This window comes from Olivibacter sp. LS-1, from assembly GCF_008245145.1.
Taxonomy (GTDB): Bacteria; Bacteroidota; Bacteroidia; order Sphingobacteriales; family Sphingobacteriaceae; genus Olivibacter; species Olivibacter oleidegradans.
In genome coordinates, this window is record NZ_CP041643.1 from 2,816,672 (window position 1) to 2,831,726 (window position 15,055).

The 15,055-nt window shown below is 39.2% G+C and carries 16 protein-coding genes; 6 read left to right on the forward strand and 10 right to left on the reverse strand.

The window, feature by feature from the left end; all coding sequences use genetic code 11:
• Nucleotides 1-2 precede the first annotated feature (2 nt).
• The gene (locus tag FKG96_RS11335) at nucleotides 3-1,214 is read left to right on the forward strand and encodes a glycoside hydrolase family 88 protein (RefSeq protein ID WP_130857638.1); all 1,212 of its coding nucleotides are present in this window, start codon (nucleotides 3-5) and stop codon (nucleotides 1,212-1,214) included.
• A gap of 46 nt (nucleotides 1,215-1,260) precedes the next feature.
• On the opposite strand, the gene FKG96_RS11340 is transcribed toward FKG96_RS11335, so the two are convergent.
• From FKG96_RS11340 to FKG96_RS11350, 3 genes are all read right to left on the reverse strand, one after another.
• Complete coding sequence (locus tag FKG96_RS11340; protein ID WP_130857637.1) at nucleotides 1,261-1,848, reverse strand: alpha-ketoglutarate-dependent dioxygenase AlkB; 588 nt, start codon at nucleotides 1,846-1,848, stop codon at nucleotides 1,261-1,263.
• Nucleotides 1,849-1,858: 10 nt separating this feature from the next.
• Nucleotides 1,859-2,716, reverse strand: coding sequence for a methylated-DNA--[protein]-cysteine S-methyltransferase (locus FKG96_RS11345; protein WP_013666051.1), 858 nt, complete (start codon nucleotides 2,714-2,716; stop codon nucleotides 1,859-1,861).
• Nucleotides 2,717-2,845: 129 nt separating this feature from the next.
• On the reverse strand, nucleotides 2,846-3,706 hold the full coding sequence (locus FKG96_RS11350; RefSeq protein ID WP_130857636.1) for a S9 family peptidase: 861 nt from the start codon (nucleotides 3,704-3,706) through the stop codon (nucleotides 2,846-2,848).
• Between the two features lie 188 nt (nucleotides 3,707-3,894).
• On the opposite strand from FKG96_RS11350, the gene FKG96_RS11355 reads away from it, so the two are divergent.
• From FKG96_RS11355 to FKG96_RS11365, 3 genes are read left to right on the forward strand one after another with little or no spacing between them, the layout of a single operon-like run.
• Nucleotides 3,895-4,578, forward strand: a complete 684-nt coding sequence (locus FKG96_RS11355) for a hypothetical protein (RefSeq protein ID WP_130857635.1) — start codon at nucleotides 3,895-3,897, stop codon at nucleotides 4,576-4,578.
• A 10-nt stretch (nucleotides 4,579-4,588) separates the two neighbouring features.
• The gene (locus tag FKG96_RS11360; protein ID WP_130857634.1) at nucleotides 4,589-6,514 is read left to right on the forward strand and encodes a DUF4836 family protein; all 1,926 of its coding nucleotides are present in this window, start codon (nucleotides 4,589-4,591) and stop codon (nucleotides 6,512-6,514) included.
• Between the two features lie 19 nt (nucleotides 6,515-6,533).
• Complete coding sequence (locus tag FKG96_RS11365; RefSeq protein WP_130857633.1) at nucleotides 6,534-7,838, forward strand: hypothetical protein; 1,305 nt, start codon at nucleotides 6,534-6,536, stop codon at nucleotides 7,836-7,838.
• A gap of 1 nt (nucleotide 7,839) precedes the next feature.
• Here FKG96_RS11365 and FKG96_RS11370 read toward each other — a convergent pair whose 3' ends face one another.
• On the reverse strand, nucleotides 7,840-9,231 hold the full coding sequence (locus tag FKG96_RS11370; RefSeq protein WP_130857632.1) for an MFS transporter: 1,392 nt from the start codon (nucleotides 9,229-9,231) through the stop codon (nucleotides 7,840-7,842).
• Nucleotides 9,232-9,357: 126 nt separating this feature from the next.
• Here FKG96_RS11370 and FKG96_RS11375 point away from each other — a divergent pair, with 126 nt between their 5' ends.
• The gene (locus FKG96_RS11375; protein ID WP_130857631.1) at nucleotides 9,358-9,858 is read left to right on the forward strand and encodes an Lrp/AsnC family transcriptional regulator; all 501 of its coding nucleotides are present in this window, start codon (nucleotides 9,358-9,360) and stop codon (nucleotides 9,856-9,858) included.
• Here the strand turns inward: FKG96_RS11375 and FKG96_RS11380 are convergent, their stop codons facing one another.
• The 5 genes from FKG96_RS11380 to FKG96_RS11400 form a co-directional block, all read right to left on the reverse strand.
• On the reverse strand, nucleotides 9,859-10,314 hold the full coding sequence (locus FKG96_RS11380) for a DUF2721 domain-containing protein (protein ID WP_013666058.1): 456 nt from the start codon (nucleotides 10,312-10,314) through the stop codon (nucleotides 9,859-9,861).
• 35 nt (nucleotides 10,315-10,349) lie between these two features.
• Nucleotides 10,350-11,954 carry a Na+/H+ antiporter gene (locus FKG96_RS11385; RefSeq protein WP_149105534.1) on the reverse strand — a complete coding sequence of 535 codons (1,605 nt, stop codon included), beginning with the start codon at nucleotides 11,952-11,954 and terminating at the stop codon, nucleotides 10,350-10,352.
• Nucleotides 11,955-12,079: 125 nt separating this feature from the next.
• Nucleotides 12,080-12,544, reverse strand: a complete 465-nt coding sequence (locus tag FKG96_RS11390; protein ID WP_130857629.1) for an SRPBCC family protein — start codon at nucleotides 12,542-12,544, stop codon at nucleotides 12,080-12,082.
• Between the two features lie 11 nt (nucleotides 12,545-12,555).
• Nucleotides 12,556-13,083, reverse strand: a complete 528-nt coding sequence (locus FKG96_RS11395; RefSeq protein ID WP_130857628.1) for an SRPBCC family protein — start codon at nucleotides 13,081-13,083, stop codon at nucleotides 12,556-12,558.
• A gap of 139 nt (nucleotides 13,084-13,222) precedes the next feature.
• A complete protein-coding gene (locus tag FKG96_RS11400; protein WP_165447043.1) occupies nucleotides 13,223-13,534 on the reverse strand; it encodes a helix-turn-helix transcriptional regulator in 312 nt (103 codons plus the stop codon).
• Between the two features lie 213 nt (nucleotides 13,535-13,747).
• On the opposite strand from FKG96_RS11400, the gene FKG96_RS11405 reads away from it, so the two are divergent.
• The gene (locus tag FKG96_RS11405) at nucleotides 13,748-14,248 is read left to right on the forward strand and encodes a DinB family protein (protein WP_013666063.1); all 501 of its coding nucleotides are present in this window, start codon (nucleotides 13,748-13,750) and stop codon (nucleotides 14,246-14,248) included.
• A gap of 47 nt (nucleotides 14,249-14,295) precedes the next feature.
• Here the strand turns inward: FKG96_RS11405 and FKG96_RS11410 are convergent, their stop codons facing one another.
• Nucleotides 14,296-15,036, reverse strand: a complete 741-nt coding sequence (locus FKG96_RS11410; RefSeq protein ID WP_130857626.1) for an MBL fold metallo-hydrolase — start codon at nucleotides 15,034-15,036, stop codon at nucleotides 14,296-14,298.
• Between the last annotated feature and the right edge of the window lie 19 nt (nucleotides 15,037-15,055).

Below are 15,055 nucleotides of genomic sequence, written 5' to 3' on the forward strand. Positions count from 1 at the left end.
AAATGAAAAATCGTTTAAATGGATATATGCTGTTGTTTTGCGTGACGGTTTCGGTAAGCGTCGCGAAGGCACAATACACTCTTAAAAAAGACTTTATCGAAAAGAATCTAAATGAAGCGATAAAGCAAATAGACTATTTAGGTTCTAACACTCCAGGCGAAAAACTTCCACGAACTTATGAAGCAGGGAAATCAATATCATCCGGTACGGGATGGTGGACCTCGGGATTTTATCCAGGTACACTTTTGTATTTATATGAGTACAGCGGTAACGAGGAACTCCTGGATAGAGCAAAACAGAAGTTGAAATTACTGGAAAAGGAAAAAAACAACACGACTACCCATGATTTAGGCTTTATGCTCTATTGCAGTTTTGGTAATATTTTACGCCTTACCGGGGATAGTAGTGCTTACAAGGACGTTCTTTTGACCGGAGCCAATTCGTTAATTAGCCGCTTCAATCCTGTTACTAAAACAATCCGTTCGTGGGAGGGGTGGACTTATCCGGTAATCATCGATAATATGATGAACCTCGAATTTCTGACGCAAGCCAGTAAAATTAGCGGTGAGAAAAAATATCAAGATATTGCCATTACCCATGCCAATACCACGATGAAAAATCATTATCGTAACGATATGAGTTGTTATCATGTAGTAGATTACAATCCGCAAACAGGCGACATCGTGGCAAAAAAAACAGCGCAAGGTGCCTTTGATGAATCAGCATGGGCACGTGGGCAAGCTTGGGGTTTGTATGGTTATACAATGATGTATCGGGAAACCAAACGGAAGGAATACTTGCAATTTGCGGAGAAAATCGCAACATATATCCTAAATCATCCAAATATGCCGGATGATGGCGTACCTTTTTGGGATTTTAATGCGCCTGATTTGCCGGCAAGCAGCCCATATGCCAGTCAATATAAGCAGTATCGTGATGCTTCTGCCGCAGCTATTATCGCTTCAGCCTTACTGGAGCTGAGCACTTATGTCAAGAATACCAAGGCGAAGGAGTATGTAAATGCAGCTGAGAAGATGCTCGTCAGTCTTTCATCGGATTCCTATAAAGCTCCTATTGGAAGCAACGGCGGTTTTATTTTGATGCACAGTGTCGGCTCTATACCTCATAAGAGTGAGATCGATGTGCCCTTAACCTACGCAGATTACTATTATGTAGAGGCCTTGCTTAGATACCGAAATTTGTTAAGGAATTAAGACGAAGGGGAGGAAAATCCCTCCCCTTAGCTTGTTAACGCGAAAGTCATTTGTCTACAATTGCCCTAAAAGTTAGGTTAATCCTTGCTTCAACTAATTTTGGCACCTTGGGTAAGCTATGTTGCCAATGATCTTGTATGGTACCTTTCATGACCAGAAGACTTCCCGGCAATAAATGGATTTTAACACGTAGTTTTCGATCTCGATAATGCCGGAACAGAAAAGGTCGCGATGCTCCAAAGCTTAAGGATGCAATGGTTGGATTCTTGCCCAATGACTTTTCGTTATCTCGATGCCAGCCCATGCTATCGGTTCCATTTCGATAATAATTAAGCAATACCGTGCTAAATTTAATATTCAAAAAGGTTTCCACCTTCTCTTTCACAAGTAATAGTTCAGGAAACCATTGCTGCGGTTTCATCGTTATGCCCGAATAACTATACGGTTTGTAGGTATCGCCGTAAAGAGCCGTCAGACGCGGTTGCAAGATCTCTTTACCCATAATTTTAACAGGCTCCTGACGCCAAGTTGTTTTTTGTTTAAGTACATCAAATAGATGATGCTCTTCTGATCGCGTGAAGAAATTTTCATAGAAATAAACTTCTCCATCCTTTGGCAATAAATTTCCATGCATAGTCTATGGTTTATTTCTCTACCTGAAGTTCCGCCCGAACAGCTTCCCAGCCAATAATCGCTTGCTTTCTCGAACTCCCCCAATGATAATTGCCTGTGTCTCCGGTTGATTTAATTACACGATGACAAGGTATCAACAAGGCTACCGGATTCGCCCCAACGGCACTTCCTACTGCTCGTGAAGCTAGCTTGTTGCCAGTTCGTTCAGCCAATTGGGCATAAGTAGTAAGCGTGCCTGTGGGAACTTGCAAAAGTGTTTCCCAAACTTTAATCTGGAATGGGGTGCCTTTTAAATGTAATTTAATCTCTTTTATTTTGCTCCAATCTTGATCAAAAATAAAGAGTGCATGCTGCTGGAAATTGTCAACCAGCTGCTGATAGCGTGCATTTGGAAAGGTAGATCTCAAGGTATCAAATCCGATACCCCTTCCTTCATCTGCAAATGCCATATAACAGATTCCTTTATGCGTAGAAGCCACGATGATATTACCAAATGGACTCTCGGCAAAACTATAATTGATCGTTAGCGAAGCACCACCATTTTTATACTCGCCAGGTGTCATCCCTTCGATGTTTATAAAAAGATCATGTAATCGGCCAGTACCTGAAAGTCCGCTTTCGTATGCAGTGTCGAATAGCGTCGAGCAATTTTCCTTAAGCATATTTTTGGCATGCTCAATCGTAAGATATTGTATGAATTTTTTAGGCGAAACTCCTGCCCAATCCTGAAACATTCGCTGAAAATGGAATGGACTCAAGTGGACATGTTCGGCGATTTGTTCCAAACTCGGTTGGCTTTTGAAGTGTTCCTTGATAAATGCAATGGATGCTGCGATCCTATTAAAATCTATTTGCTGTTGCGTTTCCATAAACAATCTATTTTCTTCAAAAGTAGTCAAAGCCAACCGGTGACGAAACCCGAATCTTGCGCGTTTAATAAAATTCAAAAGTAGAAATTCAAGACTAGAAAATCAGAAAATTCAGCGCATAATGCGATGTTATTTATCAAGGTGTTGCTTGAAGAATAAAATATTTCGGTTCAACACGTCCTGCATGGGGGTTGGTTGAATAGTTTCATACCAAGGGTGTTTTCGTCCAAAAACATGATCGGATGAAACGGTTACCATAACCGCTCTGCCATTGGCTTCTTTTAAGTTGTATGCATGATTTAAAGGTACGTTTATATCTTCGGTACCATGACAAATCATCCAGGGGATATTGATAGAGGAGGCAGCTTTTATAATATCCAATCGTGTGCCATTATTTAAATAATCCTCATACAATTGGTAATTTAGTGGCATTTTTTGTCTTGTACGACCATTTACATAATAAGCAACACCCGTTTGTTTCCAATCGCTTATTTTTTCTTTTGGCCAATCGCCCCAGGGTGTTTTACAGAAGGCAATTGCCGACCAGGTTACGAGTGCTTTGATCCGAGCGTCTTCTGCCGCCTTGATCACACTGATGCCACCGCCCATACTATGGCCGATTAAGCCGATGCTTTTTTTGTCGATGCAACGTCCATATGGATTGCAGTTATTTTGGACCCAATCTATTACCTGTTCAAGATCATGCAATTGCTTGGTGTAGTTGTTTTCACTAAAAGCAGTTAAATCAACAAAATTCTCCGGTTGATCCGGCGAGGTGCCATTGTGAGAAAAATTAAACTTTATAAAGGTAAAGCCGGAAGCAAGGAATTGTTCAGCGATCAGATCGAAGTTGCCCCAGTCTTTGAAGCCGTTGAAACCATGTGCATATATAATGGCGGGTTGATAAGGCCTTGATTCGTTGAAAAAAATATCAAGAACAATAGGCCTATTATTACTACCTCTGATCATTATATTTTTCACTTTTGCCATGAGCCCCCCTTTTAATCCTATAAAGTTACGAAAATTGTGATTAAAGCGGGTAGGCGTTGAGGTGTGGTGAATAAAGTTAGGCAAGAGAATTAGGTCGCTTTACGCCTAATTACCTTAGAAATCCCTGAAATCAGTTAGTTATTAACCATATCCTTTCTCTACTTTTGTTCTGCATAGTAAAAAGAGAAATGACCTTAAAAAATCGATGCCTATATGTGCTGCTTTTTTTTAGCACAATTAGTTTGAGTGCTTGTTTTGAAGTGATTGAAGAGATCAACGTTCATAAAAATGGTTCGGGAAATATGACGGTCACATTAAATTTGAGTCAAAGCAAGACAAAGCTTTCGTCTGTGATGCTATTGGATAGCATAAACGGTTATAAAGTTCCGGATAAGGTTCAAATCCAACGAAATCTAAACGAAGCCGTTGCGATACTGAAAAAAACGCCGGGAATAAGTAGTGTTAAGCATCGGGTAGATTTTGAGAATTTTATTGCCTTTGTCAGTTTTTCTTTTGAAAAAGTAGATAATCTGAATCATCTCAGTAAAATCATTTATGAGAAATTAAAGATAAAACCCACTGGAAAGTCTTTATACAATTTCGATACGAGAACACAATTGTTTTCCCGCAACTATACTTATGCACAGGAGGCCAAAAGTGCTTATATGAAGCTTAAAGAAGCTGATAAGCAGGTGTTTAAGAATGCTTTATATACCTGTATTTATCGTTTTGATAGCGTTGTTAAGCAATCAACCAACAAACAAGCAAAACTATCAGGTACAAAGAAAGCGGTTATGCTTCACACTTCTATATTGGACTTGATCAACGGCAGGGCCAATATTACCAATCAAATACAATTAGTTAATAATTGAGAACAAAAATATGCAGAGAACTAAACTTTTATTGAGCTTTCTAAGCCTATTCTTTTCACATAATATAATAGCACAACGGCTTGCTCCGAGGATTCCGAAAGACGCTTTCGTAGTGGCGACTATTAATGGGCGCAATTTTTTTGATTTGATAGGTATCGATCAATTTAATCGGTCGAAAATAGGACAGGCACTGATTGCCAAATTGAATAAAACAAATAATGGCAATCTACAGGGATTGGAAGATTTAGGTTTTAACCTAAATGCGCAGGTATATATTTATAGCACCAAAACAGATAGTATACGTTACTACGGTATGTCAATCCCCCTTAGGAGTAGTACTAAGGTGGGAGACTTCCTGAAAACTCTTGGTCAGCCCCAAAAGCTTCAGAATGGTCATTGGATTTTAGATCTTAACGAAAAAAAACAATTGTTGATCTGGAATGAGCAAACTCTTTATTTACTTAGCGGAGAGTTGCGAAACAGTTTTTTTGAAGATGAAAAGACTGCTGAAAAATACGGAATAGTAAATAAAAAATTAAGTGATGAATATGATGAAGCTGCGCTTGATCCGGCACCCTTAATGGACTCAGTGGATGTCGAGTGGGACGCTGTTGATTCTTTGAATAAAGATGACTTCCCCTTGGATTCAACTGCTGTAGACAGTTATAATTTGGCCCCACCTGTGGCAGAACATGAAATAGCTGATGCGGCTCGCGACTCAATGTACGATGCTTACTATGCAAGTATTGCGGCAGATGATTCGATAAAAAGCAGATTGTTGAAAGAATGGCTGTATCAGGAGGCTGTACGATTGGTCGAATCGCAAGAAGCATTCGGTAATCCGTCTTTTAAAAAATCGTATCGGAAAAATGCAATGGCAAGTCTTTGGCTTAGGGATATCAATGAACTCTATCAAGATTTGCTGCCTGGTGTGCATAGCGCTTATGCTTCTCTTCTGGGGGTAAAGACTGAAAAAGTTGGCACTGGCTTTGAAAGCGCTAATGTTTATTTAACCTTTGATAAGAACACTGCAACACTTGATGGCTCCATAGGGCTTTCGAATAACCTTGCCGAAGCCTACCGTAGGATATATAATCGGAAACTGAATAAAAGGTTCTTTAAATATTTGAGCAAAGATGCCATTGCCTATACATCAGTAGCAATTAATACAGAGAATTACTTAAAAGAGCTGCCAATATTAATGCAACAATATTACGGTAATTTGCTTGGCCGATATGAAAAGGAAATAGATCTAGGGTCTTCTATATTTTCACTTTTACTAGACGAAAAAGCGATTGGCAAAGCAATTAAGGGTGATGGTATCTTCGCTTTAACTGCTATAAAAGAACAGGAAGTGAAATATACGACCTACGAGTATGACGAGGATTATAATTCCGTTGAGGTTGAAAAGACTAAAAAAGAGAGTATACCCGCATTTTTGGCTATGTTTTCTTCTACTGATATGAACCTGTTCAAAAAAGCACTTGCCCTTGGGGTTGCTAGGGCCAAACTGACGGAGAATGAGGGTATTTATACAATTAGCGGACTAAAAGGGCCGCTGGAAGTTCATGTTTTATTAAAGGACGGTATCATATTCTTTGGTACGGCACTAGATGATTTACGGAACATTCAATACAATCGATATGAAAGTGACTTATCTTCCAAACACAAAAAATTGCTGAACGATAATAAGTTTACTCTTATTTTCAATAGTAAAAAAATGGTGAAGGCAATTAATTCGTTGGAGATACCCGCCACCAAACAAGCCTTGGCGCTACAAGACAAAATTCAGGGCTTAGGCGACTTTTATTTTACTTCAAAGGGTGTTAAAGGTAAAAAAATGGTTGGCAGCTTCCGGGCCGAACTTCCAGGCTCGAAGAGAAATGCCTTACAATATATATTGGATGTAGTCGAAAGTACGGCTTTTAGACCTTAATTTATTAGTAAGTTTGGGTATGAAGAAAAAAGTACTGATCGGTGTGTTGGCTATTCTTGGCGTGGGATTAACATGTTGCGGTTATTTGGTATATCGTCAAAAGCAATCTTACCAACAGTACATCCCAAAAAATGCGTCCACTTTGTTTCGTGTAAATGTGGATGCATTATTACGGTCAATAGCTTGGAATGCGGTTTTAAATCCCGGATATTATTTTGACTCAGATAAGAAAAAGCACAAGAAATCTTTTGATTTAGGAGATTCGGGACTCCATATTCCGGCTAATATCTTTTTCTTTACGATAGAGCCTGATGACGCCACATTTTTCTCGGTATTCAGTATCGATGACTTCGATGAACTTCAATGTTATACGAAAAACATATTAGGTATTTCGAAACTTCAGACTGTGGATTCACTTGTTTTCCAAGGAACTGCATTTAACGGAAAATTATGCTTGATGTTCACAAAAGACCGGTTAGCACTTTGTGTCTCGGCTTCCAAGGTAGAGAAATTCAACCTGCTTCGGAGCCTTATCCGGCAGGAGGGGAGCATGACAACTGTTGAGCAGTCGCCTTTTTACGAAGCAATTAAAACACAACATGAGCTGGTCTATACAGACGGCGCTTCGATTATAGATGCGGATTTTGGACGGGGATCCTTATCACTTAGTGGAGATATCAAAACGGCTTTGGTTAAAGGTGTAAAGCGCTTATATCCAAAGCAATTTGAATCGAATAGCTTAATCAAATTCTGGCTAGCAGCAGACATTACGCCGCTATTGGCGCGGCAACGAAAATTTTTTGAAAAACATCACATCCCTGTCGATACCTTATTACGCTATTACGGAACTTATATGGATCTGGAATGGAAAAAGAATCTTACTCTTCAGCAGGATACGATTATTACTTACGACTATAATGACAATTTCGAAAGGGTAGAGCAGCGAGTAGTTCGCAAAGAACGTGTCCCCGAAATCTATCTTTCGTTTCAAGCATCACCCCATTTAGCAAATTATCTCCCGAAACAACTTTTTTATAAGTTTCAGCACGAAAGCCGAGCTGATCGTTTGTTCTTTGGCACGGGCAGAAAATACCAACAAAGTAATCGTGATCATCTTTCCAATGATTTTTTTTATTTATATATAGACAGTAAAGGTTTGAGGAATCAAGGAAACTATCCGTTGTTACCCCCATCTTTTAAGCGTCTTGAAAAAATGGAATTTAGCGCTCAAAAGTTGGCTGATGAGCATATTCATCTAGACGGAAAATTGCATTTTGAAAATAGCTCAGTCAATGGCCTGGTACAATTGCTTCGGGGTAATTAAATTAAACCTTTCGCAGCCTATCCGTCTCTCTATCTTGCGCGAAGTCTTTTTTCAGCAGATATAATACCGCAAGGGCTGCTAGCAGCAAGAGGAGTGTCATTGAGGCAATCAACTGCTTCTTTGTACTTGGAAATATCGTATTTAATTGCATAATCAACGATATCAGTGATAAACCAATGCCCGACCCAAAAAAATAAGACGTAGTGTTGACGCCTGAGGCCACGCCCTGGTGGTCAACAGGGATTTGATTTAATGCCATAACGGTTAAGCTGGGGATTGATATGGCCATGCCCGCACCTGTTACGCAGGCAATCGAAAATACCAAATAAACAAATAAATGATAATGCATGCTGACGATTAACAGTAATGCTCCAAAAAACATCAATGACATTCCTAATCTGGCGATACGAATAATTTTAAAACGTTTGATTAAACAGGGCAATAGAAACCTGGATATCAAAGCGGAACCGACGCTAAAAGGAAAGAGTAGTAAGCCCGCCTTGGCAGCTGAAAATCCCAAAATTTCCTGTAGATAAAAGGAAAGAACAAGTAAATAGCTGAGAAAAAAAGATCCCAGTAGAAAAATTGCTTTATTGCCTATTTGTACATTGCGGCCCTTAAGTAGTGCAAAGTTTATTAAGGGATTTTTGTGATGTCGGGATCTTTTTATAAAATACACTAGGCTTAAAGTTATTAAGCTTAGCAATACAATAACCTGAATTGGTTTGTAGATAAGCGTTGGAATCGCGTGTATAAAATACGAAAGAAGAACAATGCAAAAAGATAGTATGATACCCGATAAAAAATCCGGTGGGATCGTATCGGTTGTTTGGGTGTCCGATTCCAATATGATAAAGGCTAGGATCAAGCTCATACTTATAATGGGAACGTTTATAAAAAAGATCCATTGCCACCCTAAGGAAGAAGCAATGATGCCGCCTAACGACAACCCACAGCCCGATCCAATGGCAGCGAACGAACTGAATATACCCAGCGCTTTGCTTCTAGCAGCCTCAGTTACAAATGTATTTGTAATGATTGCCATGGCGGACGGCATGAGAAGGGCCGCACCTAAGCCTTGGATGGCCCGAAAAAAAAACAAGAATTCGAAGGAGTTTGCTTTGCCCGCGCCAATAGAGGTTATTAGAAATAACAAAGCACCGGACATAAAAACTTTCTTTCTTCCCCAAATATCCGCGAGCTTACCGCCTATAATTAGAAATCCGCCGTATAGAAGAACATAAATGGTTTGCAGCCATTGTGATTGCTCTTCTTTTAGATGAAAGTGTTTTTGTATTAGAGGGAGCGCAAGATTCATGATGGCAAGGTCCAAAGCTTCTAGAAAAACTGCTGAACAGGCAATAAATAATATAATCGAATTTTTGTTTTTCATAAGCAGTGTTCTGATGCAAAAGTATGTGTTTTAAATTTTAAGTTGTTTTAATTGTTACTTTTGGGTAAATTTTCTGTTTTATTTGCTATATATAGAATATTGATCTTTTAATATGTCGTTTACTTAATGGAAAAAGAACAAGGCGCGAAAGCATCGGTAAATTTGGATGCAAAGGATTATGAGATATTGAAACTTTTGCAGGAAAATGCAAAGTTGACAATTCGAGAGATAGCACATAAGATTCATTTGAGTGCTACGCCCGTTCATGAGCGGATAAAACGCCTGGAACAGAACGGGGTTATTAAACGGTATACTGCTTTGTTAAATCATCGTGCTCTGGGAGAAAGTTTAACAGCCATTTGCTACGTTTCGTTAAAAGAGCACACCAAAAAGGCTGGCGCTCTTTTCGTTCAGGCCATTGCTGGCTTAGAAAGGGTCATCGAGTGTTATAATATCTCAGGCGAGTTCGATTTTATGCTGAAAGTCATTGCATCAAATATGGCGGACTATCACCGTTTTCATGTTGATGCATTAAGCGAAATACCGGGAGTTGGTAATATTCAAACAGTGTTTGTGATGGACGTTATTGTAGAACGGGAACGCCTACTCGTAAACAGCTTCATGTAATCAGACATCTTTAGTTTTTGTGTCTAATTTTTTCTTCAAATAGTCAACAAAGGAAGGGCTTACTTTATCTTCTTCCATATTACTTAACTCCAGCTCAAGGGCTGTTGTACTTTTCTGTATTTCAATCAATGAAATAATAAGTGATATAGTAAAGAAAATTAAACTGAGTCCGAAAAGCAGTTCGGCCCAAAACAACCATTTCAAAAATATGAATAGCATACATACAACACAGGCTACAAAGCTTAAAACACCATAGGCCTGCATATATTTAATCAAGCGTAATCGGTAGCGTAGATTTTTTATTTGACCATGAATGACACCACTTCGATTGTTTTCGAGATATTTGGCATGTAAACTTCTCACTAAGCTGGCAAGCGCTAAAAAGCGATTTGTGTACGCTAACATAATCAGGCTGATAGCTGGAAACAGCAGGGCGGGTGTGGTGATCGTAATCATTATTATTGTGTTTTTTTCTATACTAAATTGCAGGCTTATTGTTTTATAAGCCTTGACTCCTCTAAATCTAGATTGTGTTCCAATTGCCTAATGACATGATCATCATACTTTTTCTCTTTACGTAATTTATTAAGTCCTTCTCTTCGATGGGTGATTAGTTCCAACATGATCCGTCTGTATAACATCCGAACAGAAATCAGTTTTTCTTTCTTCTCCTGTTCTTGCAACGAGCTTTCGGTGGCGTCGATACTACGCTGTAGCTGTTCCTTGATTCGTGCGATGGTGGGATGTTCTTCCATCTCACGATCATACTTCCTGTCAAGATATTTGATACTTGATTTGGCCAATTGAAGACGAATGGCTTCCAACTGATCTTCCGTTGGAACATATTCATCTATCTCTTCAATCTTTAAAAGTTTTAGAAAAAAGGGCAAAGTAAGTCCTTGGAAAACCAAGGTGATAAGGATGACTACAAAAGTAATGAATAAAATGAGGTTGCGATGAGGAAAAGCTTCACCATTTTCAAGTGTAAGTGGTATAGCTAATGCAGAAGCCAACGATACTACGCCACGCATGCCTGCCCATCCGATGGCAAAGGGCAATTTAAAGCCGGGGCTTGTTTCTTTATCGCGTATTCTTTTGCTGACAAGGCGGGGTATAAAAGCAGCTAAATAAACGAGTGTAAGACGGAGTAAAATTACGACGGCACTAATAATTAGCGCATATTGAATCGCCTCTTTCTTAGAATAACCCTCTAATCCATTTACGATCACGGGAAGTTCTAAGCCAATTAGAATAAAAACAAACCCATTTAAGAGAAATCCGACAGTAGCCCATACTTCGGTGGCTTGTATCCGCGTATGATAGTTTAGGAAGTCTTTGGATCGAAAAGACAAGAACAGACCGCCACTTACCACGGCTAGGACGCCCGACCACTCAAAGGATTCGGCCACAAGGTACATGAGGTAAGGAGCTATTAATGTGATTGGTGTAGTTATATTGGACGATTTTGCTAAGTAGCGAAGCACGAAGTACAAGATATGAGCAATGACTAAACCAACAACAACACCCATTATCGATAACGTAGCAAATTCCAGAAGGGCTTCCTGCAATATAAAATGTCCGTTTAGAACAGCCGCTAAGGCAAAGCGAAATACCGTTAATGATGCTGCATCATTTACAAGGCTTTCTCCTTCAAGAATAGCAAGACCTCTTTTAGGCATGGTAACTCCTTTTAACACGGAGGTAGCAGCTACGGCATCAGGAGGTGAAATGATGCCCCCTAATAAAAAACCCATGGCAAGTGTGAAGCCAGGGATAGTCATAACAGAAATATAGGCGACAGCCAGAGAGGTGAATAGTACTAAACCAAAGCCAAGTAAACCAATGGAACGTCTCCACTTCCAAAACTCATTCCAAGAGGTATACCACGCTGCTTCGAAAAGCAAAGGTGGTAAGAAAATCAGAAATACCAAATCCGGGTTGATGCTTATCGCCCGTACGCCGGGAATAAAACAAATTCCCAAGCCACCGATAACTAATAAGATAGGATAGGAAATTTTTAGGCGTTGACTTAACAAGTACAACATGGCCATGGCGAAAAATAAAGCCAATACTAAAAGCAGTTTCTCATGAATCATGTAGTAAAAATAAAAAGAAATTTCAAGGAAGGTAGGGGATGATGTAAGAACCGTTGATCGGCATGATGCCGCAATCGGATTTATATTGGCGCAAGAAATTCACTTACGCCAATATACGTATCTTCTTAATGCAAGCTTATTTCTTTCGGAAATTTATCGGCAATTAAATTTAGATTAATATTGTGCTCTAAGTAAGCTTTTAATCCATCTAAAACGGTGGTGAAACCGCCTGTATTGTCATTCACCGCCTGTACCAATTCGTTCCCTGTCTGCGGGAATCCGTAGTTTTTAATAACAACGTAAGTCCTGTTTTCATCGATCGCCGTAAAAAGAAAATCTACGGTTGTTGCGGGCTCGTTCCATACAATGGATATTTTCTCGTTTTTAATTAATTCTTTTACCGTAACATCGCTTGAAACGTTGTACATTTCCCATTCCCAAGTAACAGTCTTTCCCACTTCTAACGGTCCGCTCGCTTTCGTAAACCAAAAGTTCTTAGTGATAGCCGGATCAATGAAAGCTTGGTAAACTGCTGAAACAGGTCTTCTTATAAGCATCTGGACTTCAACTTGCGCTCTTTGATTTTCCATAACGTTTTTATCTATAATTCGGTTAATATTTCAGTATACTCCTTTTCCATTTGGTTATGTACACCCCAAAAACCTGCCGGTTCGCGTCTTTCCAATCGAGCAACAAGAATGCCAAGATGGGTATGCCAACCGCTAGCTACGCTGATGCGTGCTTCGACAGCTTCTAAGTGACGATGGGTTAATACTAATAATATCTTTTTTTCTTGTTTGTGAAGTTCGAACGTCACTTCCGAACCATCTCCCCATGTAAAAGTCAATAGATAGGGTGGTGTACACTGAATTACCGTGCCACTGAAGCTATTGCCGTGTTCATAACACTTATATTTGTCGGGAGGTGTCTCTTGATAGGATGATAGATTGGCGTGAACAAAATGTAAATTGACCTTACCGCCAACTTTTAAGTCCATTTCGCCGCTGGCCAGCCACTTTTCTCTTTTATCAGATTCAGTAATGTAAGCCCATACACGTTCAATGGGGCCTGGCAGTAAACGCTCAAAGCGAATAGTGCCTGGCGCAATGATTTTTCCATAATTTTCCATATTCGTATCATTTTTGTTTTAATTCTTTTTTACCAATTGAGCATCCTGCCTAACTTGATATCATAGGTTCTAGATAAGAAGACAGCTAGATCCAAATCATAGACTAATGAGCGCTGCTCGTGTTCATTTTTTTAGAGATCTATTCGTTGTTTAAAAGATCCTCTAATGTATCCAAGCGATCATTCCAGAACGTACGATACTTTTCTACCCACTCCGATACCTCTTTTAATGAACGCAAATTTGCGTTACAAAAGCGCTCCCTGCCTTTCTGATGAATTGTTATCAAGCCACATTCAGTAAGAATGCGGATATGCTTTGAGACGGCCGGCCGGCTAATGTCAAAACGGTCAGCCACCGTATTCAAATTAAGTGGCTGTTTAGCTATCAATTGAATAATTGCACGTCTAGTAGGATCGGCTATTGCCTGAAATACATCTCGTCTAGTTTCCATGTGTTTATTTATATGTAACCATTTGGTTTCAAATTTAAAAAGAAACCAAATGGTTACCAAATGTTTTTTACTTTTTTACTGATTATTTTTGTTTTGACGGATGCAATGTAATAACAGACGATCTATATATTCGTTTTTTACCCTTAGAATGTCGCTTTTCTACCCGGTTAGCTATCCGATTACCTCCTACCTTTGTAATAAACACATTGGATTATGTTAGTTGACAAAAAGAAGTTGTCGAATTCATTAAAGAAAACGTTCGACACGTTTATAGAATCGATCTCAAAGTTCGATCGTCAGGAAATCAATCACCAACGGAATATGGGTGAATGGACAGCGGGACAAGTGGCCGATCATGTCATTAAGGCTACTGGCGGTTTACCTGATAGCCATGTAGAGAAGCCAGTACGCGAAGTGGACTTATATGTGAAATCCTTACAAGATATTTTCCTAAACTTTGAGATAAAAATGGAGTCGCCGGATTTTATTTACCCGGAAAATGGACCTTTTAATAGAGATGAATTGATAACCGATCTTGAACTTAACAAGCAGCGATACGTTGATATTATTCAGAATGAAGACCTGAGGGTCGTATGTTTAGATTTTGAATTTCCAACTTATGGCTTTCTTACACGTTACGAATGGTTGATGTTTATACAGTTCCATACCCAGCGACATAACCATCAATTGATGCAAATATTTAAGGGCCTTTGACAAAAAGGCGCTAAGCTATTCATTAGCGATAGGTTAGCGCAATGAAATTACGGATTACGAAGATACCAGTCACGTATAATCACTTTAATAGATGAATCTTTTTCGTTTACGAGCTGCTTATAACTGAATATGTCGCTTTTTCCATTTTGACCTCTATAGTGATAAGGATAGACCATTTTCGGTTTAAATGCAAGGGTGGCTTCGGCAGCTTGCTTAACGGTCATGGTGTAAGGTAAGTTCATGCAGAGGAAAGCAATGTCGATATCCTTTAACTCACGCATTTCCGGAATATCTTCAGTATCTCCGCTTATATAAATACGTTTGTTGCCCAACGTAATAATATAACCATTTCCCCTACCTTTTGTATGAAATGCGTCAGCGGATTCAGGGAGATTATACATAGGTACGGCCTCGATTTTTATATCATTTAGGTCGACAGTTTCACCGTTCTTGATCAGATGCGATTGTTTTCTTAACTCGTCCGGCAATTGCTCGGCAACAACAGGGGGAACAATGAGTATTGATCTCGAAAGATCAAGATTTTTTAGACTGGAAATATTGAAATGATCACCATGTATATCTGTTATAAAAATAAGATCAGGGCTCTTTACTTTATTTAACTTTTCTTTTTCTGTGCTTGGATCAAATAGAAGCGTTTTTTCCTTCCAAGTTATTGCAAAAGTTGCGTGTTCGATAGGGTAAATGGTAATATCGTCAATTTTATCTTGGGCTTTGACCGATCTGAGTGCTGAGAAGCAGATGCATATAAAAAAGATATATTTAATCATTTTGGATTAGCTTTAATTT